This window comes from Acidaminococcus hominis (assembly GCF_900291475.1).
GTDB classification, from domain to species: domain Bacteria; phylum Bacillota; class Negativicutes; order Acidaminococcales; family Acidaminococcaceae; genus Acidaminococcus; species Acidaminococcus hominis.
Map to the genome: position 1 here is coordinate 421,416 of NZ_OLMM01000004.1, position 23,707 is coordinate 445,122.

At 52.4% G+C, this 23,707-nt stretch carries 17 protein-coding genes and 1 pseudogene; 6 read left to right on the forward strand and 12 right to left on the reverse strand.

The features are described from left to right. Positions 1 to 76 precede the first annotated feature (76 nt). From C7E10_RS05415 to C7E10_RS05425, 3 genes are all read right to left on the reverse strand, one after another. Positions 77 to 2,125, reverse strand: a complete 2,049-nt coding sequence (locus tag C7E10_RS05415; RefSeq protein WP_105326321.1) for a urocanate hydratase — start codon at positions 2,123 to 2,125, stop codon at positions 77 to 79. Between the two features lie 251 nt (positions 2,126 to 2,376). Beyond that, positions 2,377 to 3,936 carry a histidine ammonia-lyase gene (hutH, locus tag C7E10_RS05420; RefSeq protein ID WP_105326322.1) on the reverse strand — a complete coding sequence of 520 codons (1,560 nt, stop codon included), beginning with the start codon at positions 3,934 to 3,936 and terminating at the stop codon, positions 2,377 to 2,379. An 88-nt stretch (positions 3,937 to 4,024) separates the two neighbouring features. Then, on the reverse strand, positions 4,025 to 5,329 hold the full coding sequence (locus C7E10_RS05425; RefSeq protein ID WP_105326323.1) for a Na+/H+ antiporter family protein: 1,305 nt from the start codon (positions 5,327 to 5,329) through the stop codon (positions 4,025 to 4,027). A gap of 262 nt (positions 5,330 to 5,591) precedes the next feature. On the opposite strand from C7E10_RS05425, the gene C7E10_RS05430 reads away from it, so the two are divergent. Continuing rightward, positions 5,592 to 6,668 carry an IS30 family transposase gene (locus tag C7E10_RS05430; protein WP_105325528.1) on the forward strand — a complete coding sequence of 359 codons (1,077 nt, stop codon included), beginning with the start codon at positions 5,592 to 5,594 and terminating at the stop codon, positions 6,666 to 6,668. 664 nt (positions 6,669 to 7,332) lie between these two features. On the opposite strand, the gene C7E10_RS05435 is transcribed toward C7E10_RS05430, so the two are convergent. Beyond that, positions 7,333 to 8,862: an HAL/PAL/TAL family ammonia-lyase gene (locus C7E10_RS05435; RefSeq protein WP_105326324.1), complete on the reverse strand. Its 1,530-nt coding sequence runs from the start codon at positions 8,860 to 8,862 to the stop codon at positions 7,333 to 7,335. A 4-nt stretch (positions 8,863 to 8,866) separates the two neighbouring features. Then, a complete protein-coding gene (locus tag C7E10_RS05440) occupies positions 8,867 to 10,480 on the reverse strand; it encodes a BCCT family transporter (RefSeq protein WP_105326325.1) in 1,614 nt (537 codons plus the stop codon). 351 nt (positions 10,481 to 10,831) lie between these two features. Between C7E10_RS05440 and C7E10_RS12520 the strand changes: the two are divergent. Then, positions 10,832 to 10,906 (forward strand): annotated as a pseudogene (locus tag C7E10_RS12520) (hypothetical protein); the annotation flags it as partial. Here the strand turns inward: C7E10_RS12520 and C7E10_RS05445 are convergent. The 3 genes from C7E10_RS05445 to ftcD are packed head-to-tail and all read right to left on the reverse strand — an operon-like array spanning position 10,878 to position 14,123. Beyond that, positions 10,878 to 11,498: a cyclodeaminase/cyclohydrolase family protein gene (locus C7E10_RS05445; protein ID WP_105326326.1), complete on the reverse strand. Its 621-nt coding sequence runs from the start codon at positions 11,496 to 11,498 to the stop codon at positions 10,878 to 10,880. The pseudogene C7E10_RS12520 and the gene C7E10_RS05445 overlap by 29 nt on opposite strands. Positions 11,499 to 11,516: 18 nt before the next feature. Beyond that, positions 11,517 to 13,187: a formate--tetrahydrofolate ligase gene (locus tag C7E10_RS05450; RefSeq protein WP_105326327.1), complete on the reverse strand. Its 1,671-nt coding sequence runs from the start codon at positions 13,185 to 13,187 to the stop codon at positions 11,517 to 11,519. Positions 13,188 to 13,217: 30 nt separating this feature from the next. Beyond that, positions 13,218 to 14,123: a glutamate formimidoyltransferase gene (gene ftcD / locus C7E10_RS05455; RefSeq protein WP_105326328.1), complete on the reverse strand. Its 906-nt coding sequence runs from the start codon at positions 14,121 to 14,123 to the stop codon at positions 13,218 to 13,220. Between the two features lie 197 nt (positions 14,124 to 14,320). Between ftcD and C7E10_RS05460 the strand changes: the two genes are divergently transcribed. Next, positions 14,321 to 14,881, forward strand: a complete 561-nt coding sequence (locus C7E10_RS05460) for a HutD family protein (protein WP_105326329.1) — start codon at positions 14,321 to 14,323, stop codon at positions 14,879 to 14,881. An 89-nt stretch (positions 14,882 to 14,970) separates the two neighbouring features. Here C7E10_RS05460 and C7E10_RS05465 read toward each other — a convergent pair whose 3' ends face one another. Together C7E10_RS05465 and C7E10_RS05470 are read right to left on the reverse strand one after the other, a co-directional pair. Beyond that, positions 14,971 to 16,299, reverse strand: a complete 1,329-nt coding sequence (locus C7E10_RS05465) for a serine hydroxymethyltransferase (RefSeq protein WP_105326330.1) — start codon at positions 16,297 to 16,299, stop codon at positions 14,971 to 14,973. A 137-nt stretch (positions 16,300 to 16,436) separates the two neighbouring features. Beyond that, the gene (locus C7E10_RS05470) at positions 16,437 to 16,784 is read right to left on the reverse strand and encodes a DUF3870 domain-containing protein (protein WP_105326331.1); all 348 of its coding nucleotides are present in this window, start codon (positions 16,782 to 16,784) and stop codon (positions 16,437 to 16,439) included. 413 nt (positions 16,785 to 17,197) lie between these two features. Between C7E10_RS05470 and gltS the strand changes: the two genes are divergently transcribed. The 3 genes from gltS to C7E10_RS05490 all read left to right on the forward strand — a co-directional run bounded on the left by gltS (position 17,198) and on the right by C7E10_RS05490 (position 21,103). Beyond that, entirely contained in the window at positions 17,198 to 18,397 is a 1,200-nt protein-coding gene (gene gltS / locus C7E10_RS05480) for a sodium/glutamate symporter (protein WP_105326333.1), read from the forward strand. A gap of 43 nt (positions 18,398 to 18,440) precedes the next feature. Continuing rightward, positions 18,441 to 19,295: a bifunctional 5,10-methylenetetrahydrofolate dehydrogenase/5,10-methenyltetrahydrofolate cyclohydrolase gene (locus C7E10_RS05485; RefSeq protein ID WP_105326334.1), complete on the forward strand. Its 855-nt coding sequence runs from the start codon at positions 18,441 to 18,443 to the stop codon at positions 19,293 to 19,295. A gap of 152 nt (positions 19,296 to 19,447) precedes the next feature. Further along, a complete protein-coding gene (locus C7E10_RS05490) occupies positions 19,448 to 21,103 on the forward strand; it encodes a hypothetical protein (RefSeq protein WP_146109045.1) in 1,656 nt (551 codons plus the stop codon). A gap of 61 nt (positions 21,104 to 21,164) precedes the next feature. Here the strand turns inward: C7E10_RS05490 and C7E10_RS05495 are convergent, their stop codons facing one another. Together C7E10_RS05495 and C7E10_RS05500 are read right to left on the reverse strand one after the other, a co-directional pair. Then, a complete protein-coding gene (locus tag C7E10_RS05495; RefSeq protein ID WP_105326336.1) occupies positions 21,165 to 22,382 on the reverse strand; it encodes an iron-containing alcohol dehydrogenase in 1,218 nt (405 codons plus the stop codon). A gap of 115 nt (positions 22,383 to 22,497) precedes the next feature. Then, complete coding sequence (locus C7E10_RS05500; RefSeq protein ID WP_105326337.1) at positions 22,498 to 23,670, reverse strand: MFS transporter; 1,173 nt, start codon at positions 23,668 to 23,670, stop codon at positions 22,498 to 22,500. Positions 23,671 to 23,707 lie beyond the last annotated feature (37 nt).

Below are 23,707 nucleotides of genomic sequence, written 5' to 3' on the forward strand. Positions count from 1 at the left end.
CCTTCTGCTTTCCAGCTTTTCAGCCAGAATAGAAACAAAGGGGTGTGAAAAAATCACACCCCTGTTTACTTGCAGCTTAGTCTTTTACTACGTGGGCATGCGGATAAACTTCTGCTACCGCAGCCTTAACCTTGTTTTCATCCGCCAGATACGGCAGGGTGATTTGGCCGATGCCGAAGCGGGTCTTATTGAATTCCATAGCGGTTTCCATGGCGTGTTCATTCCGGGCCCAGGAACGACGGGCTACACCGCCCATAACATCCCAGGACAGGGCACTGCGGATGATTTCATCCACTCTGTGGCTGCCATCCAGTACCAGACCAAAGCCGCCGTTGATGGCTTTGCCGATACCGGTGCCGCCGCCGTTGTGCAGGGCTACCAGGCTCATGCCTCTGGCAGCGTTGCCGGCGTAGCATTGTACAGCCATATCAGCCATTACGTTGGAACCATCTTTGATGTTAGAGGTTTCACGGAACGGAGAGTCCGTACCGGATACATCGTGGTGGTCACGGCCCATCATGACAGGACCGATTTCCTCGTTGCGTACCAGTTCGTTGAAGCGCAGGGCAATCTTAATCCGGCCTACTTCATCCTGGTACAGGATACGAGCCTGGGTACCTACCACCAGTTTGTTCTTCTCAGCATCCCGAATCCAGTTGTAGTTGTCCCGATCCTGATACCGGCGGTTCACGTCGATGCATTCCATAGCGGCCATATCGGTCTTATGCAGGTCTTCGGGCTTGCCGCTGAGGCATACCCAACGGAACGGGCCATAGCCATAGTCGAACAGCTGGGGTCCCATAATATCTTCTACATAGCTGGGCCAAATGAACCCATCTTTGTCGTCTACGCCGTTCTTGGAGATTTCCTTGACGCCGGAATCGAATACGGCTTTCAGGAAGGAGTTGCCATAATCGAAGAAGTATACGCCTTTGGAGGTGATTTTCTTCAGGGCTGCGAAATGAGCATGGAGGGTCTTGTCCACCAGTTTACGGAATTTCACAGGATCTTCTGCCAGCATCTTGGTGCGTTCTTCGAAGGTCAGGCCCTGCGGGCAGTAGCCTCCGTTGTAGGCATTGTGGCAGGAGGTCTGGTCGGAAACCAGGTCTACGTGAATGTCGTGGTCGGCAATGTATTCCAGCAGATCTACAATGTTGCCATGGTAAGCATAGGCTTTGCCCACTTTTTCTGCCATGGCCTTATGAGCCATTTCAATAACTTCAGGAATGGAGTCGGATACACCGGAAATCCAGCCCTGATCCAGACGGGTCTTAATCCGGGAAGCATCCACTTCTGCGATGATGGCAGCGCAGTTGGCAATTTCAGCAGCCTTGCCCTGAGCACCGCTCATGCCGCCCAAACCGGAGGTAACAAACAGCCGGCCAGCCAGGTCGCCGTCTTCAGGAATCCCCAGTTTCATACGGCCAGCGTTCAAAATGGTGTTGAAGGTACCATGGACAATCCCTTGGGGTCCAATGTACATCCAGCCGCCAGCGGTCATTTGCCCATAGTTGGCAACGCCCATTTCTTCTGCGATTTCCCAATCCTTCAGGTTATCGTATTCACCAATCATCAGGCCGTTGGTGATGACAACCCGGGGAGCTTCCGGTTTGGAATGGAACAGGCCCACAGGGTGGCCGGATTCCATAACCAGGGTTTGGTCTTCGGTCATTTCTTCCAGGTACCGTTTGATCAGGTTGTACTGCATCCAGTCATGGCAGACGCTGCCGGTTTCCCCGTAGGTAACCAGTTCGTAAGGATACAGGGCTACTTCAAAGTCCAGGTTGTTGTCGATCATGACCTGGAAGGCTTTGCCAGCGGTGCATTTGCCTTTGTATTCGTTGATGGGTTTGCCGTAAATCCGGCCTTCCGGACGGAAACGATAGCCGTAAATCCGGCCCCGGGTAGTCAGTTCTTCCAGAAATTCAGGAATCAGTTCATCATGATATTTTTCAGGAATGTAGCGCAGGGCATTCTTCAAAGCGATTTCCGTTTGGGCAGGAGTCAGCCGGAAGCCCCGGTCAGGAGCTCTGCGGATGCCTTCCTGGAACGGTTTCTTCGGAGGCAGCCCGTTAGGGAATTCCAATTTAATCGTCATTGCCTTGGCAATATCTTCATTCTTCATTGATCAACACTCCTTTGCAGATAATGGGGGATCCTTCCGATCCCATCCTTGCACAATACTATTGTAGAAACTAAACATCTAAAAAACGTCTATGCAGCCGTCCAAAATCCGTTTTTTTCGGCTTTTTTCGTCTGCCGCTTTGGACGTTTCCCGCCCCCAGCGTCCATAAAGAATCAAAAAGCCCGGATTTCTGGCAGAGAAAAAGCCCGTTGGGGGCAACAGGCTTTTTCCCGTCAGAGGACCACTTTTTATTAGAAGTAAGCCAGTTTGACTTTGTCTTCTACAGCATCCAGGATGTCGCCATCCTCTACCAGTTTGGTAATCTTTTCCAGTTCCTTGAACATTTCAATGTCTTTATCGTAGGCAATGAACTTGTTGGTTTCACGCACCCGGTCGTAGGCAGCCTGGGTACCAGCACCCAGTTTGAAGCCTTCGCCTTCCCGCAGGTCGATGGCCTGGCAGGCAGCCAGGATTTCCGTAGCAACCACCCGGCGGGTATTGAAGGCAATTTCGCCGGCTTTCCGGGCTGCATGGGCACCCATGCTGACCAAGTCTTCCTGGTTTTCGCAGGTAGGAATGGAATCCACGGAAGCAGGATGTGCCAGCACCTTGTTTTCGCTGACCAGTGCAGCAGCAGCGTATTGGGTAATCATGAAACCGGAGTTCAGGCCGGAATGTTTAACCAGGAAGGAGGGGAAGCCGCTCAGGGAGTTGTTGATCAGTCTTTCCAGACGGCGTTCGGATACGTTGGCAATTTCGGAAATGCCGATGCCCAGGAAGTCGAAGGGCAGAGCCATGGGTTCGCCATGGAAGTTGCCGCCGCTGATAACATCGCCATCCGGCAGAACAATGGGGTTATCCGTAGCGGAGTTGATTTCGATATCCACTTTGTCTTTTACAAAGCCCAGGCAGTCCTTGCTGGCCCCATGAATCTGGGGTACGCAGCGCAGGGAGTAGGAATCCTGTACCTTGAGCTGAGCCTGGTGGGTTACGTAGGTGCTGCCGGCCAGCAAAGCTCTCATATTGGCAGCGGTGTCCAGCTGTCCTTTATGCGGACGGATGATGTGCAGCCGTTCGTCGTAGGCATCGATAATGCCTCTTTGGGCTTCTACGGACAGGGCAGCCGCAATATCGCTTTGTTTCAGCAGGTTCATGCCTTCCCACAGGGCAAAGACGCCCATAGCAGTCAGGATCGGAGTGCCGTTGATCAGGGCCAGGCCTTCTTTGGCTTCCAGATGGATGGTAGGAATGCCAGCCTTTTCCATGGCTTCCTTACCGGGCATTACCGTGCCTTGGTATTCCGCATCGCCCAGACCCAGCATGGGGAGAACCATATGGGCCAGGGGTGCCAAGTCACCGGAAGCGCCCAAGGAGCCTTTTTCCGGAATGTAGGGATGTACACCCTTATTGATCATGGCCACCAAAGTTTCCAGGGTGGACAGCCGAATGCCGGAGTAGCCTTTTACCAGAGCGTTGGCACGAATGGTCATGGCAGCCCGGACCACTTCCCTGCTCAGGGGTTTGCCGTAACCACAGGAGTGGGTACGGATCAGGTTTTCCTGCAGCTGGGAGCATTCATCTTGAGAAATATGCACCCGGCACAAAGAGCCGAAGCCCGTGGTAACCCCGTAAACAACGCGATCGCTGTTGACGATATCATCAATCAAGGCACGGGAAGCCTTGATTTTTGCAACAGCGTCCGGATCAAAGGAAAGCTGTGCCCCATAGCGGCTGACTGCAATCAGTTGTTCCAGGGTCAAATCATCACCGGTCAATACGACTTCTTTAATGGCTTTAACGTCTTTTAACATTTGTGCATCCTCCTATAAAATGAAAGTCCCAAAGTGTTGGGTTTGTCAGGCGAAAAGGAAAATCAGCTAAACAGGTTACAACGCGGCATTACCCCAAAATCATAGCACCAATCATGCCGCCGATAAACAGGGTGACATCGAAGAAAATGAAGGTGGGTACGCAGGTATCCCAAATGTGGTTGTGCTGTCCGTCGGCGTTCAGACCGGAAGTAGGTCCCAAAGTAGAGTCGGAAGCAGGAGAACCAGCATCACCCAAGGCAGCAGCAATACCGATCAGCAGAATGATGGACGGAGTGCTGAAGCCCAGTTGGTAGCCCATGGGAATGTAAATGGAAGCCACAACAGGAATGGTCCCGAAGGAAGTACCAATACCCATGGTGATCAACAGGCCTACAGCCAGCATCAGGAAAGCCCCGCTGAATTTGGTGTTGATAACGGTGGTAGTGGCAGCTACCAGGGATTCTACCGAGTGGGTTTCCCGCAGTACATTGGCGTAGCCGGCTGCAATCAGCATAACGAAGGCAATGAAGCCCATCATGGCAACGCCGCCGTTGATGATTTCATCCATGTCCTTCCATTTGATGGAGCCGGTGACAATCATCACCAACAGGCCGCACATAGCGCCAATGGGCAGGGATTCAAAGTACAGCTGAGCTAGGAAAGCCGTTACGGCACCGGCCAGAGCTTTCCAGCATTCGGCGTTCATGGATACCTCTTCTGCGTGTTCGTCCATGCCGGTAATGGGCAGGTCCTCGTATTCCCGGTCACCGCTGTAGAAGAAGACGGCCAGTACCAGGCCTACCAGCATGGCAGCGCCGCCGATCCACATAACGGAAGAAATGTCACTGATGGTAACGGAAACGTTGTTGGCAACCATCTGGTCCTTGATGATGGTCATGAACAAAAGACCAAAGCCTACGGGCAAGGATACGTACGGGGCTTTCAGACCAAAGGTCAGAGCACAGGCTACGGCACGTCTGTCCAGTTTCATGTGGTTCATAACCGTCAGCAGAGGCGGAATCAAAATAGGAATGAAGGCGATGTGTACAGGAATCAGGTTCTGGGAGAAGCAGGAAACAAAGGCAATCAGGAAAACAAAGGCCATTTTCTTCGTTCCTACTACCTTGGTAATTTTCCGGGCTGCAATGTCAGCCAAGCCGGAGCGGCCAATGGCCACAGCCAGGGAGCCCAACAGGATGTAACTGAGTGCGGTTTCCGAGTTGCCGCCCATACCAGAGATCAGGGTGCTGATGGTGGTGGTAAGGTTCATGCCGCCGGTCAGGCCAGCAATAACGGCTGCGACCAGGATTGCCAGCATCACGTTCATCTTCAGCAGGCACAGCACTGACATGATAATAACGGATACGACAATCGGGTTGGTTAAGATATCCATAACAATGATCAACTCCTTTTCAATATGTGATTTTCTTTGCGCCTGTACAAATCCTTTTCGCTATCCATTGTATGGGCTGTCAGTCAGAGAATGGTCAAAATCAGAGAAACGGCAAAATTCTTTTTATTGAAACTAGTACCAATAAAAAAACATCGGTCAGTTGTAAAATGAACTTGAACAGTTAATCAAAAAATAAAAATCCATAGTGAAGCCTCATGCTAAAATGGTTTTGCGAGAAATCATCAACAAAGGAGCAATCACGATGGATCACATCCATTCTAACACAATGGAGGACGTACGTATCCCCGGCCGCCATCTTTCTTTGGAAGAACGTGGTATGATTCAAGCTCTGCATCGTCAAGGGCTTTCCCTTCGCAACATTGCTGCTGCAGTAGGATGTGCTCATACGACTGTTTTCTATGAGCTTCGGCGTGGAACGCCGGAACGAAAAAGCAAGCACGGTCGTGCCCCACAGTATATGGCAAAGCGCGGTCAGAAGGCATACGCAAAGAATCGCAAGAACTCCAGGAAGACTTGCAAAATCGATCATGACGACTGCGAATCGTTCATCCAATGGATGGTAGAACAAGTCCGCCAGGAACGTTGGTCACTGGATGCCTGCGTTGGCTATGCTAGGCGGAACAAGCTATTTACGCCGGAACAGATTCCCTGTACCAAGACGCTTTACAACATGCTTTGGGCTAATAAGCTTCCGCTGTCGCTCTTCGAAGTCCCGCGAGCCTTAAAGCATAAACACCGTCGGAAATGGGTACGTAAGAACAAGCGTATGAAGGGTCGCTCCATTGAGGAACGTCCTGCCGTCGTCAATGAAGGTACCGAAATTGGCCACTGGGAAGTGGACACGGTCGTTGGTCAGCGTGCAGGCCGTGAGGCAGTAGTCTTCACTGCTGTTGAAAAGGTTACGCGCAACTACATCGCCATCCGCATTCCTGGACGTACCTGTGCCGGCGTTGAATCCGCTCTTGCACAGTTGCAGGAGCTATATGGCGCAGAGCGCTTCAGCCAGATTTTTAAGACGATGACGGCCGATAACGGTCCTGAGTTTGAGAACTTGTCACAGTTCGAGAGTCTCGGCACCAAGATGTACTTTACACATTCGTACAGCTCGTGGGAACGGGCTCAAAACGAACGCCACAATGGCTTGCTGAGGGATTTCATCCCAAAGGGCATGTCCGTAGAGCGGTTCTCTGATGAGGATATCCTGAACATGGCAGATACGCTGAACCAGCGCCCACGTCGTGTTTTGGGCTACCATACGCCGTCAGAGCTATTTGATGCATTCCTCGATGAAGTTTATGCTATTGAGTGTGTTTCTTGATTATAGTTGTTCAAATTCAACTTGCAATTTACCNATACGCTGAACCAGCGCCCACGTCGTGTTTTGGGCTACCATACGCCGTCAGAGCTATTTGATGCATTCCTCGATGAAGTTTATGCTATTGAGTGTGTTTCTTGATTATAGTTGTTCAAATTCAACTTGCAATTTACCATAAAAAAACATCGACTCTATAAAGGAATCGATGTTTTTCTTTCATTTTGTAATAATATTTACAGTTTTTGTATTTTATTTTTGTACTACAGATAAGAACATGTAGGCTTGCTGGAGCAGTTCCTCCAAACCCACAGCCGGCGGTCTTAAACAAACTTTTCAGATATTTCTCTTTGTCTCTTTTTCACTTTATCCCGTTAGAGTGATAAATAAGAGGGGTCGCACCAAACTATGCTTTTCTTATTTATTTTTTCTTGCGCTATTAGTATATCCGTCAACCGTCCAGAAAGAGTCCATAAAATGAAATTCACCCTTATTTTTCCATATTTTGCCATTCCTGATGGATATACCAGATGGCATAGCCGCTTACTCGGATATCCTGCCATTTAAAGCCATTTTTGTATCCTTAATACAGAATACAGGAATCCAGACCTTCCTGCTGGAGAGTCTGGATTCCTGAAAATAATTTTATGCGGTTAGGGAGAAAAACCATTTACAGCAGCTTTTTGCCCATCCCCTGCTCTGCCCAGGCAATGATTTTCCCTTCATGAATGGCCTGTCTCAGATATTCGATGCAGGGATACAGGTACATATCCTCTTCCATGGGCGGCACCTGCTTGGCCACCTGGGCCAGCACTGCTGCGCTGGCGCTGCTGCGGGCTTTGCCAGGCGCCGCAAAAGGCTGGGCCTGGTAGACGGACAGTAGTTCGATGGCCAGGATGTATTCCAGTTTTTCCGCCACGGACAGGGATTTCTTCCCGGCGTTATACCCCATGGCCACGTAATCTTCCTGGTTGCCGCAGGTAGGGGTATTATCAATGACCGCTGGGGTGCACAGAATCCGCATCTCGTTGAGCAGCCCGGCCTGGGTATACTGGGGAATCATCAGCCCGGAATTAAGCCCCGGCTTCTTGATCATGAACCAGGAATAGCCGGACAGGCTGCCGTCAATCAGCCGGTTGTTCCTGCGCTCGGACATTTTGGCCAGCATGGTAGCGGCAATGCAGGAGGAATCCATGGCAATCCCCACGTAAGCAGAGTCGGCATTGCAGGCGGAAATCACTTCTTCCTCCCCGGCTTCCGGCCAGATAATGGGATTGTCGCAGCGGGAATTCATTTCGATTTCCAGAGTCTTTTTGGCATCCAGCAGGGTCTTTTTGGCGGCCCCGTGGAGCTGGGGAATGCAGCGCAGGGACAGGGCATCCTGAACACGGGTTCCCTTGGCCGCTGCAATCACCTGGGAATCTGCCAATAGGTTCCGGACGTTTTCTGCGGTCTTCCCCTGGTCTTCATGGGGCCGCACCGCCATAACCCGAGGATCAAAAGCGTTCATGACTCCCTGAAGGGCTTCCAAACTCAGAGCTCCCACCACATCGGCCGTTTTGGCGGCCTGGAGCATATCATAGAGACCGATAGCCCCCATGGCTGTTACCGCCGTGGTGCCGGACACCAGCGCCAGGCCTTCCTTGGACGCCAGCTGGATAGGGCTAAGGCCGGCTTTTTCCAGGGCTTCCGCCCCAGGGAGCAGCTCTCCCTGGTAATAGGCCTTGCCCCGGCCGGTAATCACCAGAGCCATATGGGCTTCCGGGCTCAGATACCCCACACTGCCGTCCCCCGGTGCCCAAGGCACCAGGTTCCGGTTCAGAAACTGCCGGTACTGTTCCAGCACTTCCAACCGCACGCCGCTGTAGCCCTGGCCCAGGTTCTGGAGCACCATCAAAAGGGTTCCCCGGACCGTTTCTTCGCTCAGGGGCTTGCCCACAGAGGTGGAATGGGACAAAATGATGTTCTTTTGGAGCTGGGCCGTTTCGTCCTTGTCAATGGCCTTGGTGCACAGGGCCCCGAAGCCCGTGGTCACCCCGTACATAACCTTTTCCTCTTCCACCCACTGCTCCACCAGGGCCCGGGACTTGTTGACCCGAGCCTTATAGGCTTCACTGAAAGTTACCTGCGCCTTGTCCCGGACCACTGCCAGGAAGTCCTCCAAATCAATTTTACCGCCCAATTCAATTGTCCGTGCCATACGCTCACTTTCCTTCCTCAGCATTTTCCACCACGGTATTTTCTACCTGGCTTTCACTGTCCACAATGTCCTTTTTGGTTTCCTTGTCCATAAAGAAGACCTTCCCGGCGGCCAGCACCTGCAAAATAAAGATGGCCAGCACCACAAAACCACCGCAGGCGGACAGGTACTTAACGCCGTCCACCCCCTGCTCACCGCCGCCAAAAGCTACCATGATGGCAGAAATAGCGCCGATGGATACACCCCAGACCACCTTCTGCCACAGGGCCGGTTCTTCATCGTGCCGGGCACCCTTGGTGCACAGGGCCGCAATGGTGGTGGACATGGTGTCCGCCGTAGTGGAGAACGCCGCAATCAGCGTAATAATGATAATGGGGATCAGGATACTGCCCAGGGGCACCGCTTGAAGGAACGCCCAGATGCCGGATACGGCACCACCGGCCTTAATGGCAGCTACAATATCCACTCGGCCGTTGATCTGCCACTGGAGGGCCGTACCGCCCCAAACCGCAAACCAGATCATGCCAAAGACCGCCGGCAAAATCCAGTTGATGATCAGGAATTCCTTAATGGTCCGGCCATAGGCAATCATGGCGAAGAAAATTCCCATCAGCGGAGCATAGGCAATCCAAATGGCCCAGTCGTACATGGTCCACCAGGTAACCAGTTCCTTGCCGCCCACCGGATAGGGATCCAGACCCCAGGTCCAGAAATGATCCAGCCAGTAGCCCATGCCGATGTTGCCCATATTCATAATGTACACCGTAGGGCCAATGATGATTAACAGGAACAGCAGGGCGTAGAAAATCTTGGTGGTCAGATTGGCCAGCCATTTGATGCCCCGGTCAATGCCCAGCACGGAAGCAATGGTAAAGGTGGCCGTGATAATGGCCGTCAGCACAAACCAGACCAGAGGTCCCTGTTTGATGCCGTAGGCTGCCGTAAGGCCGGTTCCGATCAGGGCAAGTCCCGCCCCCAGGGAAGCTGCCAGTCCCAGGGCAATGGCCAGTACGGATAGTACGTCCACCAGGGAACGCCAAAACCCTTTGTTGACCTTTTCCCCAAACAACGGGGTCAGGGAAGCTGCTACGGACAATTCCTTATTCCGGTTATAGTATAAATAGGCCATGATTACGCCGGTCAAGGCATAGATGGCATAGGGAATAAAAGTCCAGTTATAAAATACCCGGCCCATGGAGAAAAAGGCCGCTTCCGGTGTAAAGGGTTTGATGCCCGAAGCATTCAGCTCCCCGTAAATATTGCCGTAATAAATGATGGGTTCATTGACCCCGTAGGTAATCAGGCCCGTAGCAATGCCCCCGGTCAGGGTCATGGCAAACCAGGCGCCAAAGGAGAATTTGGCTTTGGCATTGGGTCCCCCAAAGCGAATCTTCCCCAAAGGAGAAAAGGTTAACAGGGCAATCATAATCAGGGTGCCAATGGCCACCCATTGATACAGCCAGCCAAAGGTTTCCAGGGACCAGCCGAAAATGGCCTGGGTAACCTTGGTCAGCCATTCATTGTGGAGGACCCCCAACAGGGCAGAACCCCCAATGACTACAAAACAGGGGATGAACACATCCCAGCGTACGCCTTTCTTGACTTCTTTTTCTTCCACGATACTCCCTCCTTAATGGATGTAATTGGATTAGCTTGGCCTAGCACACTACTCTAATATTTTATACATCACACTCCTTATTGTTCGTATTTCTTTATTCCAGTAGATGGTTAAAGAAAAACAGGCAAAAATTTTGTTTTGCTTCTATTTATTTGTATTTATGGGCATATGTATAGCTGATTTTCGTCCATAAAAGGTCAATTTTCCTTGTATACATGATTTTTAACGAATTTTTCTGTTTTCTAACGTTTGTACCATATAATAACTATAACATTCTTTACAATTTAATTGTTCGGTCATTTTGCACTGCCAGCCTCAGGTTAACCACGTCCAAAGGGCGTCAAAAAAAGGATGCCTGCCCAACTCTGGGCAGACATCCTTGAGAAGCAATCTGCAATTACAGCTGTACTTTGTTCAGCAGGGCTTGTTCCCGTGCATCCACATCTTTTTCAATGGCAGCCATCTTTTGGCGCAGGTCTTCCGCAAAGGCCTGGTCCTTGATGCTTCCCAAATTGATTTTTACATTCAGGAAGGCGCCCCGGACAGCAGCCCGGGCGTTCATGGCAGCTACCGCGCCGTCGGTGATGGCGTTGGCGTTGCCTTTTTCAATCACAATAGCAGCCAGGTCAAGCAGGCCATAGGCCGTTTCCCCCACCGTAAAGGGTACCAGGGCAGCGCCCTTGGTAGCTTCCTGGATGGCGGCAGAACGGGCTTTTTTGGCTTCGTCCGTATCCTTGGGTAGCTTGAAAGCGGCCATGATTTTGTTGAAGGCATTGCTGTCTTCGTCAATCAGTTCCAAGAAACGGGCTTTCAGGGCATGGGCCTTTTCAGCCACGTCCTTCATATCCTCCTGTACTGCTGCGTATTTTTCCTTGCCGATAGTCAGCTGAGCCACCATTTCGATCAGGGCTGCAGAGGAAGAGGCGTTCAGGGCAGCAATGGAGCCGCCGCCGGGCGCCGGAGAAGAAGATCCGGTTTCATCGATAAATGCTTCTACAGACAGTTTCCGCAATTCCATGGGACGTATTGCCTCCTATCAGAACAGACCGTAAATCTTGCCGTCGTTGTCGATATCCATCTTCAGGGCAGCCGGTTGTTTGGGCAGACCGGGCATAACCATGATGTTGCTGGTCTGGCAGACAATGAAGCCTGCGCCGTTGGATACCCGTACATCCTGTACGGTAATCTTGAAGTTCTTGGGTGCACCCAGGAGAGCCGGGTTGTCGCTCAGGGAGTACTGGGTCTTGGCTACGCACACCGGCAGTTTATCCAGGCCCCAATCCTGCAATTGTTTGATCTGTTTCTTGGCATTGGGCGTAAATTCCACCCCATCGCCGCCGTAGATTTTCGTTACGATGGCATTCAGTTTGTTGGGGATGGTATCGTTGACATCGTACAGTTCCACTTTCTTGGGAGCTTGGCCTTCCAGGATTTCCACCAGCTTGTTGGCCATATCGATGCCGCCTTCGCCGCCCTTTTCCCAGCATTCGTTCAGGCTGACTTCTACACCGTAGCTGTTGCATTTCTGCAGCAGCATATCGATTTCTGCCGGGGTATCGCTGGAGAACTTGTTGATGGCTACCAGTACGGGCAGGCCAAAGGTTCTCATATTTTCCACCTGTTTTGCCAGGTTGGTGAAGCCGTCGCTGACAGCCTGGACATTTTCCTTGCTCAGGTCTGCTTTGGCTACGCCGCCATGCATCTTCAGGGCACGGATGGTGGCAACCACTACCACGGCATCCGGATACAGATTGCCATAGTGGCATTTGATATCCATGAATTTTTCAGCACCCAGGTCAGCACCGAAGCCTGCTTCCGTAATGGCGATATCGCCCAGCTTCAGGGCCATCTTGGTGGCCAAGAGGGAGTTGCAGCCATGGGCAATGTTGGCAAAAGGTCCGCCATGGATAATGGCAGGGGTGTGTTCCAGGGTTTGCACCAGGTTGGGTTTAATGGCATCCTTCATCAGCATGGCCATAGCCCCTTCGCAGCCCAGCTGATGTACATGCACCGGGTTGCCGTCCAGGTCGCAGCCGATAACAATGCGGCCGAACCGGGCTTTCAGGTCTTCCAGGTCCTTGGCCAGGCACAGGATGGCCATGATTTCAGAAGCCACGGTAATGGTGAAAGCGTCCTGACGGGGGAAGCCGCAGACTTTGCCGCCCAGGCCCACTACCACGTTGCGCAGGGCACGATCGTTCATGTCCATAACCCGGCGCCAGGTGATTTGGCGGGCATCCAAACGCAGGGCGTTGCCGTGATGGATATGGTTATCGATCATGGCAGACAGCAGGTTGTTGGCTGCGGTAATGGCATGCATATCACCGGTAAAATGCAGGTTGATGTCATCCATAGGTACAACCTGGGCATAACCGCCGCCGGCTGCACCGCCCTTAATACCGAAGACAGGTCCCAGGGACGGTTCCCGCAGAGCTACTACGGCCTTCTTGCCCACTTTGTTCAGAGCCTGGGCCAGGCCAATGCTGGTAGTGGATTTGCCTTCGCCAGCTGGGGTGGGAGTAATGGCCGTAACCAGGACCAATTTCCCATTGGGTTTGTCTTGCAGGCGTTTCAGCACATCCAGGGAGATTTTGGCTTTGTAGTGGCCATATTGTTCCAGCTCTTCCGGCAGGATTCCCAAGCCGTCAGCAATCTTGCTGATGGGTTCCATCACATTTTTTTGGGCTATTTCGATATCGCTTAACATATGCGCACCTCCATGCGGAATTTGTTTTACTTACTCTTCCAATTCAAGCAGACGTTTTTCCAAGATTTCATCCATATCGAAGTTTTCGATCTGGAGATAGTATTCAGCAGCCATCAGCAGGGCTTTCATGGGCACCGTACCGATTACTTCGCTGCCGGCAATGGAAACGCCGTAGCGGCGGGCTTCCATTTTGATCATTTCAAAAGCTTGGTAAACAGCGGTCTTTTCGTAGTTTACCAGGTTCATGGAAACCTGTACCTGGTTCCGTTCTTCCAGCTTTACGCCCATGGCCTTTACAAAGCGCAGGCCGCCGCCGATGTGACGGACTTTCCGGGCAATGGCGTTGGCCACTTCAATGTCGCTGCAGTGCAGGTTTACGTTGAAGGCAACCAGGGGAACCCGGGCGCCAATGGCAGAGCAGCCAGATTTTTCGTTCATGACAGCCGGACCGTAATCCGGTTTCCAGGCAGGATCCTTAATCTTTTCGAAGAAGCCTTCGTACTGGCCTTTCCGTACAGCAGCCAGGTTCCGGCGTTCTTCCTTGGTGCAGGCATCTTCGTACAGGTAAACAGGAATGCCCATTTCCCCGTAGGCTTTGCCTACCGTATTGGCAATGGCAACGCATTCGTCCATGGTTACGCCCATAACCGGGGTAAAGGGAACTACGTCCACTGCGCCAAAACGGGGATGTGCCCCATGATGGGTTCTCATATCAATCAGTTCAATGGCGGTTTTGGCCATGTTGATGGCGGCTTCCGTCACTGCTTCGGGAGTGCCGATAATGGTGACCACGGAACGGTTGTGGTCTTCATCGCTGGAGTAATCCAAAATTTTCAAGCCTTTGATCTTGCGGGCTTCGTCAACAATCTTTTCTACCTTTTCCTTATCGCGACCTTCACTGAAATTTGGTACAAACTCAACTAACTTTTTAGCCATGACGGCACCTCCGTAATAGATAGTCAATCCGAACGGCAGGACTATGTCCCGTTCTGTTATTATATTATTTTTTTCACGACTAAAAAACGTCTGAATGGAAAAAAATCGGATTTTTTTATTTTTTGACCATCTACGGACGCCGTTTCGGTACTATGAAAGGCAAAATGTTCGCAAAATTTTGATTGTGAGGTGAGCTTATGCAGATTATTCCCCGCTCCCAAGCTACAACCACGGCCTGGTCCGGCGGCACCACCACCGAGTTTTATCTGGACCCTGCCGATGGCTCCTACGCCAAACGGCAGTTTACCTTGCGGATCAGCTCCGCCACCGTGGACCTGCCCGAATCAGATTTCACCCTACTGCCGGATTATCTCCGGATCATTACCCCCCTCTCCGGCGGCTTTACCCTGACCTATCAGGAAAACCCTGCAGGTACCGTAACCCTAAAGCCCCTGGAAGAAGCATATTTTGACGGCGCCTGGCACACCCATTCGGTGGGAAAAGCCCTGGACTTTAATGTTATGTACAAAAAAGGCCTCACCGCTCAGTACACACTTTTGGCCGGGTCGCACACCCTTACGCCGGCACCCCGGCGCTATGTGTACTTGCCGCCCCAGGCTGACCCAGAAAAAGCGCTGGGAGTCCTTTGCGGTAAGGTGCTAACCGCAGATACCCTGTACGTACTGGAGGCAGAAGACGGGGCGGCTGCCCTAACCCTCGCATCCGGCGTCCAGGCCATTTACATTACCGTCCAGTAACCCATGCCCTTCTAGCCCGGATGGCCTTTGGCCGTCCGGCTTTTTTTGCAGAAAGGAGCTGCTCCAAAAAGGGAACAGCTCCTGGCAAATCAGAACTTCAGATGGCAGTACATTTTATCAAATTCCTCCCGGATGCAGGGAGCTACCCATTCACTGGAGAACATAGGATGGGAAATGGCCAGTGCATGCACTCTTTCCTTGATTTCTTCCAGCACGGCAGGGTTGTCCTTGTTTTTCAGGGCCCGGCCCAGCAGATGGCCGATTTCCTTCATTTCCGCTTCCTTGGCGCCCCGGGTGGTCATGGTCGGAGAACCAATCCGCAGGCCGCTGCCCAGGCTGGGCGGCAGGGTATCGTAGGGGATCATGTTCTTGTTGGTAACCATGCCCAGGCTGCACAGCAGGGTTTCGGCTTCCTGGCCGTTGGCAATCACCGGCGTTACGTCCAGCATCACCATATGGGTATCGGTACCGCCGGTAATCAGGCGCATACCTTCTTCTTCACAGCCCTGGGCCAAAGCCTTGGCGTTCAGGCAGACCTGTTTGGCGTAGGTCTTGAATTCCGGCTGGAGCAATTCCAAGAACAGTACGCCTCTGGCCGCCAGCATATCCCCTTTGGGACCGCCCTGGAGCCGAGGGAAGACGCCCCGGTCAATTTTGGAAGCGATGGCTTGTTTGCACAGGATGACCCCGCAGCCCCGAGGACCCCGCAGAGTCTTTTGGGTGGACATGGTCACCACATCGGCATAGGGAACCGGGCTGGGAATGGCGCCGCCGGCAATCAGGCCGCAGTCATGGGCGCAGTCCACCCAGAAGTAGGCTCCCACTTCATCGCAGATTTCCCGGAAAGCTTTGTAGTCAATGGTCCGGGGATAGGAAGAAGCCCCAGTAACAATCAGTTTGGGCTGGTACTTATGGGCCATTTCCCGTACCTGATCCATATCAATCCGTTCCGTTTCCTTGTTGACCCCATAGTGGATAGCGTTGAATTCTCGGCCGCTGAAATGGAATTTGGCACCGTGGCTCAAATGGCCCCCGTTGTCCAGTTCCAACCCCAGGAAGGTGTCGCCTCTTTGCAGCAAGCCGTAAAGCACGGCCATATTGGCAATGGTGGCGTTGCCGGACTGGATATTGGCGTGTTCTGCTCCAAAAACCTTCTTTACCCGCTCTACGGCCAGCTGTTCAGCCTTGTCCGCCAGTTCACAGCCCCCTACAAAGCGTTTGCCGGGGTACCCTTCCGTGTTCTTGTTGGTGAAGACGGAGCCCTCCAGCGCCGTACACAGGGGAGAAGCCACGTTTTCCGAGGCAATCAGACCGATGGTCTCAAACTGTCTTTTTTCTTCCTTGTGAAGCAGACCGGCCATTTCCGGGTCAAACACGTCCAGCAATTTGATGGCATCTTGTTTCGTAGGCATTTCCATTTTGTTTTCTCCTTTCAAGAGCAGCACAGGAACCGCAGATAGACAAAAAGAAGGACGCACCAGCTGCAAACCGGTTTGTCCTTCTCTAAATTGGTTGTCAGGGGCTGCCGGACAACCTTTAAAAAAGACCTATGGAGTTATTTCACGTACTTGGCATTGGGATACACCATCAGGTAGTGGTTCTGGGCATCCTTCAGGGCCGCAATCACAGCCTTTTGGGACAGGGCCAGGAACCGCTTCCGCAGGATTTCTGTCAGCGCATCAATGTCCGTCAGCAGGTTATGCCCCACCAGGATTTCCCGCAGGAACACATTGGTGGCTTCCATGATCATGTTGGCACTGGCATCGATGATGGTGTTGGTATGGACGTCCAGCACCAAACTCAGGGAAAAGATCCCGTACATGGCGTTGATGGCGTCTTCCTTGGAAACCTTGGCTACACCCGTTACAAACACCGCATCCTCCGGATACTTTTTGGCAGTCATTGCTCTGCAATTCCCCTTTCTATTGGGTGGAATAAAGCAAAAAGCCGACCAAAAGAAGAGTCCTTCATTCTATGGTCAGCCTAAAATACGTTGATTTCAGGAGGTCATCCTGAAACCCATATGTTCGACTGGAATCAGCATACCATACCTGAAGAAAGATGTCAACGGATTTTACAGTATACTGTATGCATTCAGATAATAGCACGTTTTCAGAAATCTTTATTGCTTTTTATTCCCTTTTGTGCTACGATGTTCCCAATTAAGGGGCAGGCAAGATTCCTGCCCAAACAGAACATATTCCTTATGTTCGCGGAAACAGCTGCCCTGTTTCCATCCGGCGATAAGGTCTGAATGCAGTACACAGTGGTGTGCTGGTTCAGGCCTTTTTTTATTCCAAGAAAGAAGGGGAACGTATGAAACTGGCATTCAACCTGTACCAATCCATGTGCCTGGCAGTCGTGGTCTTTTACCTGGGCGCCTTTCTGAAAAAGCGCGTGAAGCTTTTCCAAACCTACTGCATTCCCAGCCCGGTGATCGGCGGCATTATTTTCGCTGTGGTCAACCTGCTGCTGTACGAAGGACACATCCTGGATCTGACCCTGGACACCACCCTGCAAAGCGTCTTTATGAACATCTTCTTTACCAGCGTGGGCTTTACCGCCGGGTTTGGCATGCTGAAAAAAGGCGGCAAGACCCTGATCATCTTTATGGTCTGTGTGGCTCTCCTGATTACCATCCAAAATGCTACAGGCGCCCTGCTCTGCTCCCTGTTCGGTCTGAACCCGCTCCTGGGACTTTCCCTGGGTTCCCTGCCCCTCACCGGCGGCCACGGCACCTCTGCCGCCTTTGGTCCCCTGCTGGAACAAATGGGGGTGGATAATGCCCTGACTGTCGCCATTGCTGCAGCCACCTACGGTCTGGTAGCCGGCAACGTCATCGGCAACCCCCTGGCCCGGAAACGGATTTTGCAGCTGCACCTGAAGAGCACCGACGCCCAGAATGTAGATACGGACGCTGTCGCTGAGCTGCGCCGGAACACGGAAATTACCCAAAAACTGGATCCGGAACGGGGCACCTGGGGCCTGTCCTTGATTTTTGTAGCCATGGGCTTGGGCACCTTGGTCAGTATGGCCCTGGATGCCGTCCACATTACCATGGCAACCTACGTAGGCGCCATGATCATCGGCATCATTATCCGCAATGGCTGTGATGCCAAGGGCCTTGAAGTACCCATCCAGGAAATCAGCACCATTGGCATCATCGGTCTGAACTTCTTCCTGGCGCTGGCCATGATGGGCATGAAGCTGTACCAGCTGGCGGGCCTGGCTACGCCCATGATTGTCATTCTTCTGGTGCAGACCCTGTTTACTGGTCTGTTCGTCTATTTCATTACCTTCAATCTCTGCGGCCGGGATTACGATGCGGCCGTGCTGGCGGCGGGCCACTGCGGTTTCGGCATGGGTGCCACCCCCAACGCCATGGCCAACATGGACTCCCTGACCCAGGTGTATGGGCCTTCGGAAAAAGCCTACCTGATTATCCCCGTCTGCGGCGGGTTCTTTACGGATATTGTCAACTCGCTTCTGATTACAGCCTTCATGAACCTGCTGTAACCACCCATTTTACCTTGCATCCCATCAGAAAAGGAGTAATACTATGGCACAAATCTTGTCTGGAAAAGAAGTGGCTGCCCAGCTGACAGCCCATTTAACGGAAGAAGTGGAGAAACTGAAACAGCAGGGTATCGTGCCCAAACTGGCCCTGGTCCGGATTGGGGAACACCTGAGCGACGTGCGCTACGAAAAAAGCGCCAAGAACCGCTGCGCCAAGATTGGTATTGCCACGGAAAGCTACGTGCTCCCGCCGGAGGCTTCCCAGGACCAGCTGGTGGCCGTCATCCGCCAGATCAACAACGACGCCTCTATCCACGGCTGCCTGATTTTCCGGCCTTTCCCGCCCAGCTTTGACGATGCCTATGTACGGTCCTGCCTGGATCCCAGAAAAGACGTGGACGGCATTACGGATACGTCCCTGTCCGGTTTGTTCACCGGCTCCTTTACAGGCTTCACCCCCTGCACGGCAGCTGCCTGCATGCATATCCTGGATACCTACCGCATCCCCGTTACCGGCAAGGATGTGGTGGTCATCGGTGCCAGCCTGGTGATTGGCCGGCCCGTAGCCATGGAATTTCTCAAACGGGAAGCCACCGTGTCCATTTGCCACATCAAGACCAAGGACGTGAAACACTACTGCCAGCAGGCCGATATTATCGTGGCAGCTGCCGGCCATGCCGGTCTGGTAACCCGGGATATGGTCAAACCCGGCCAGGTCATCATCGACGTGGGCATTAACGCCACGCCCCAGGGCACCCTGTGCGGAGATGTGGACTTTGCCGCCGTCAGCCCTGTGGTGGCAGCCATTACCCCGGTACCAGGAGGCGTAGGCTCGGTAACCACCTCCGTACTGGCCAGCCACGTAATCCGGGCAGCCCAGCTCCAAACCCAAAAATAATCTTGTTTTTCCTTATTTTAGGAGACGCCCTGCGCCTCCTATTTTTTTGCTGCCCCAGTGAACCTCCCAAAAATATAGTCTTTCTATTCTGAACATGTTATAATAGTTTTCTGTGAATCGGAGCCCCAGAGCTCCAGAACTAGGAGGCCACTATGAATCCAATGACCAATTCCAACAGCATTTCTTTTCCTGCGTATCCCTTCAGCCACAGCGGAGACAGTACTCCAGCCTGGACCCAAGGCACGGGAATTTTCGACTATGTAAAAGAAAATATTGACGCAGAAGGCTTTTTCACCAAGGAGATTCTGCCGGACAAACCCGCTGCAACCGGCGAGTTGGACTTCCAGCCGATGCTGGGTTCCTTCGATCCCTATCTGATGTCCGACCTTTCTGCAGACTCAACCCAGCAGCGGGAAATCCGTGCAGAAAACTTTTCCCGCCAGATACACACGGTACTCCAGGCATTTCTGGAAGACCCTACCCCAGTGCACGCAGCCGACTTTTACATGAAAGCGGCCACCCTGCCCTGCATTCTCTATTACGATACCGTTATAGAAACCCTGAGCCAGGAGCCCATTCCCGCCTGTCTGAAGGATTTGACCCAGGAATGGCTGTACAAGGCCGTCAACCGGGAAGCCGTCAAACTGGCCATTGTCATTACCGGGCTCTGCCTGCTAAATGAGGATAACCTGACCCTCTGCTGGCAGCTAAAAAAGGATCTTTTGCTCTTGGCCCGCTGTGAAGAATTTACCTGTTTCGTGGTCTACGCCCTAAAGCTCAGCCACCAACTGGAAAATTCCGACCTGTGGGACCTGATGACCCATACCAGAGGCTGGGGCCGGCTGGGAGCCATTGAGGCCTGCGAGTTCAACCTAATCAAGGAACGGAAATGGCTGCTCCACAATGCCTTTTTGCAAACCATCGATTATCCGGCCATGGCCCTGATGGTCTTCAACAAGCTGAATATCATGGACCTATTGGATCATGAGCATTTGCAAGAGGACACCTTCCAAGACCTGACCACCCTGATTCTCCACTACTTAATCTATTTGACCGAGGAACCTGAGGGACCCAAAGCCAACATCGACCTGTGGGAGCTGCTGGAAGCATACCTCCATCATGCAGAAGAACACCACACGGACCTTGTCACCGCCTCCGGCCTGACCAACCTGCGGGAATATCTGAAGCAATGGACGGAAAACCAGTACTGGGATTATCTCACCAGCAACCAGCTCCACCTGCTGATTGGCAAAATCGAGACCCTGCTCCTGTCCACCGATTGGCTGCCCCAAATCAAAGCCCACCTGCTGGACAAAGACGGCAATGCCAATTTGGACACCATCCATATGGGCTTTGCCCTGGGGCTGGACCTGCACAAGGAGCTCTGGGCCATCCTGAAAAAAGATCCTCTGCAAACGGAATTGTATGGCTTTCTCCTGGACCCCAAACACAAAAGAATGGCCGGCATGGCAGCCAAATTTGCTTCTGCCCATGCTGACCTATATTTGGAACAGGAAGAGCCCTGCCTGCCCCTGCTGGATACCCTGCAATATTTCCCAGGGACCTGCGGCGACCTGGTGGAAAAAGCGTTGGTTTCCATCTACGATTCCTGCCGTTCCCTGGCCCTGCAGGTCCTGGAGGCCTGGCCGGAAAGTACCTGGCCAAAGGATGCCCAATTGGCACTGCAAAAGGCCCGGACCATGACCACCAGCCCCCTGCAAAAGCTGCAGATTGATGTGCTGCTGAAAAAACGGACTATGGAATATCAAGATTTTCTGGATGTCATCAGGGAATCCAAAAATAAGTAGCTATAAAAAAAGCCTGGGAGAGCTAAGCTCCCAGGCTTTTTTGTGCGTTTTGCAGCCCCTCTTAGAAATCTACTTCCAGGTCGTAGTAGCAGGCCTTCAGCAGTTTTTCCATATCTTCCTGGCTGGGCTGACGGGGGTTGGATCCGGTGCAGGCATCCCCAATGGCTTCTGCCGCAATCTTGGGCAGTCTTTCCAGGAACACATTTTCCGGTACAAACCCTTCTTCCGCAGGCAGGGAATCCTTGCCATAGAATTTGATGGCATGGGGGATGTTCAGTTTGGTCTGCATATCCCGAATCCAGGCAATGAGTTTGGCCACCTTTTCTTCATCGGTATTGCCGCCCAGTTTCATATAGTCCACAATGACCCCGTAGCGCTTCAGGGCTTCCGGATTCTTGGCGTTGTAGGCAATGACCTTGGGCAGGTACATGGCGTTGGCAGCCCCATGAATCAGGTGGGCACCGTAGTCGGCAAAGGCAGCCCCGGTCTTATGGGCCATGGAATGGACAATCCCCAGCAGGGCATTGGAGAAGGCCATGCCGGCCAGGCACTGGGCAACGTGCATGTTGTCCCGGGCTTCCATATCCCCGTTGTAGGAGTTGGCCAAATCCCGTTCAATCATTTCAATGGCGTGGATGGCCAAAGGATCGGTGAAATCACAGTGGGCAGTGGATACGTAGGCTTCCACGGAGTGGGTGAAAGCGTCCATGCCCGTATGGGCTACCAGCTTCTTGGGCATGCCATGGGTCAGTTCCGGATCCACAATGGCAATATCCGGGGTAATTTCAAAGTCCGCAATGGGGTATTTGATGCCCTTTTTATAGTCGGTAATGATGGAGAAGGAAGTTACTTCCGTAGCCGTCCCAGAGGTAGAGGAAATGGCTACAAAGTGGGCTTTTCTGCGCAGTTTGGGCAGGCCGAACACCTTTCTCATTTCTTCAAAGGTGATTTCCGGATATTCGTACTTGATCCACATGGCCTTGGCTGCATCAATGGGAGAACCGCCGCCGATGGCCACAATCCAGTCCGGCTGGAATTCTTCCATAACCTTGGCACCTTTCAGTACCGTTTCCACGGAAGGATCGGATTCTATCCCCTCATAGATCTTCACTTCCATGCCGGCTTCCTTCAGGTAAGCTTCGGCTTTCCCCAAGGAACCATTCCGTCTGGCAGAACCGCCGCCAGTGCAGATGATGGCGCGTTTGCCCTCCAGGGTTTTCAGAACGTCCATGGCATCGTAGCCATGGTAAATATCTCTCGGCAAAGTAAATCTACTCATACGTTTGTCCTCCTTCATGATACAGAAAGTTGATGATACAGACTATATTCGCCACCGCTTTATCAAATCCTTCCTGCGAGGTATACAGGTTTTCTATAATATGTATATTTTCAGTCTAATATTTCCGGCCATACCATTTCAGGTACAGCCCCAGCGCTGCCAAAATGTCCAAAGCCAGGAATACATACACCCCGCGAAAACTGGTTAAGGGAATCAAAGGACCTAGGATAAAGGGGCCAAATCCCGTTCCCAATTCGGACACGGCAATGTAGGTGGAAGAGGCGATTCCCAGCTTATGGGGCGGCAGCCCCCGAACGGCAATAGCCCGGCCCAGGGTGGAAAAATTTCCGAAGCCAAAGCCAATAAAGACGGCGGACAGCAGCAGCATCCATTCCCAGCGGGCCTGGCTTAAAAGCAGCATCCCCAGGGAGAAAACCAAAAACGTGGGGATAATCACATAGGCGCCCTTCCTGTCGTACAGCCGGCCCATGGGCGGCCGGGAAACAATAATCAAGATGGAATACACCAGGAAAAACAGGCTTCCAGCGTGAACCAGATGAATCACCTTCACATAGGATGCCAGGAAACTGCTGAGTCCGGAATAGGCAAAGTACATTAAAATGCTGATATAAGAAATGGGCAGGGCGCTTTTCTCAAAGAGTCCGGAAATCCCCTTGCCAAAATCCTTCAGTTTGGAAGGATCCACCGTCAAATCCGGAATCTTGGCGGTCAGCAGAACCACAGCACTCAAGACTCCCAGTATCATACAAGCGTGGAGAATCATCTGGAAACTGTAGTTGGCGTACAGATACATCCCCAACATGGGTCCTACCGCCATAGCCAGGGTGGTGCTCAGGGAAAAGAAACTGAGCCCTTCCCCCTGCCGTTCCGGAGGCAAAAGATTTACCACGATGGTTGCAATGGCCGAGGTGGATACCCCCAGCCCCAGGCCGTGCAGCAGCCGCAGGGTAATAAAAAACGGAGCGTTGGTCACAAAATAGTACAGGGGTACCACCAGGATGTAGAACAGACTCCCCCAGACCATCATCCGCTTCTTCCCCAGTTGTTCTATGTAGCGGCCGGTAAACAGCCGGGCCACCATGGCTGACAGCAGGAAGCAGCCTGCGGCAATCCCCGCCAGCCAGGGTGCTCCTCCCAAAATATCCATGGTGTAGGCTGCCGCCACCATCATTTGCAGATAAAAAATCCCGTACAGCAAAAAATTCAGTGCAGACAAAGCCATAAAGGGCCTTGTCATATAACTGGGTCTCCCCTTTTCATGTTCCATACCATTTCCTCCTTCAGCTAAACACCCTCTTACAATT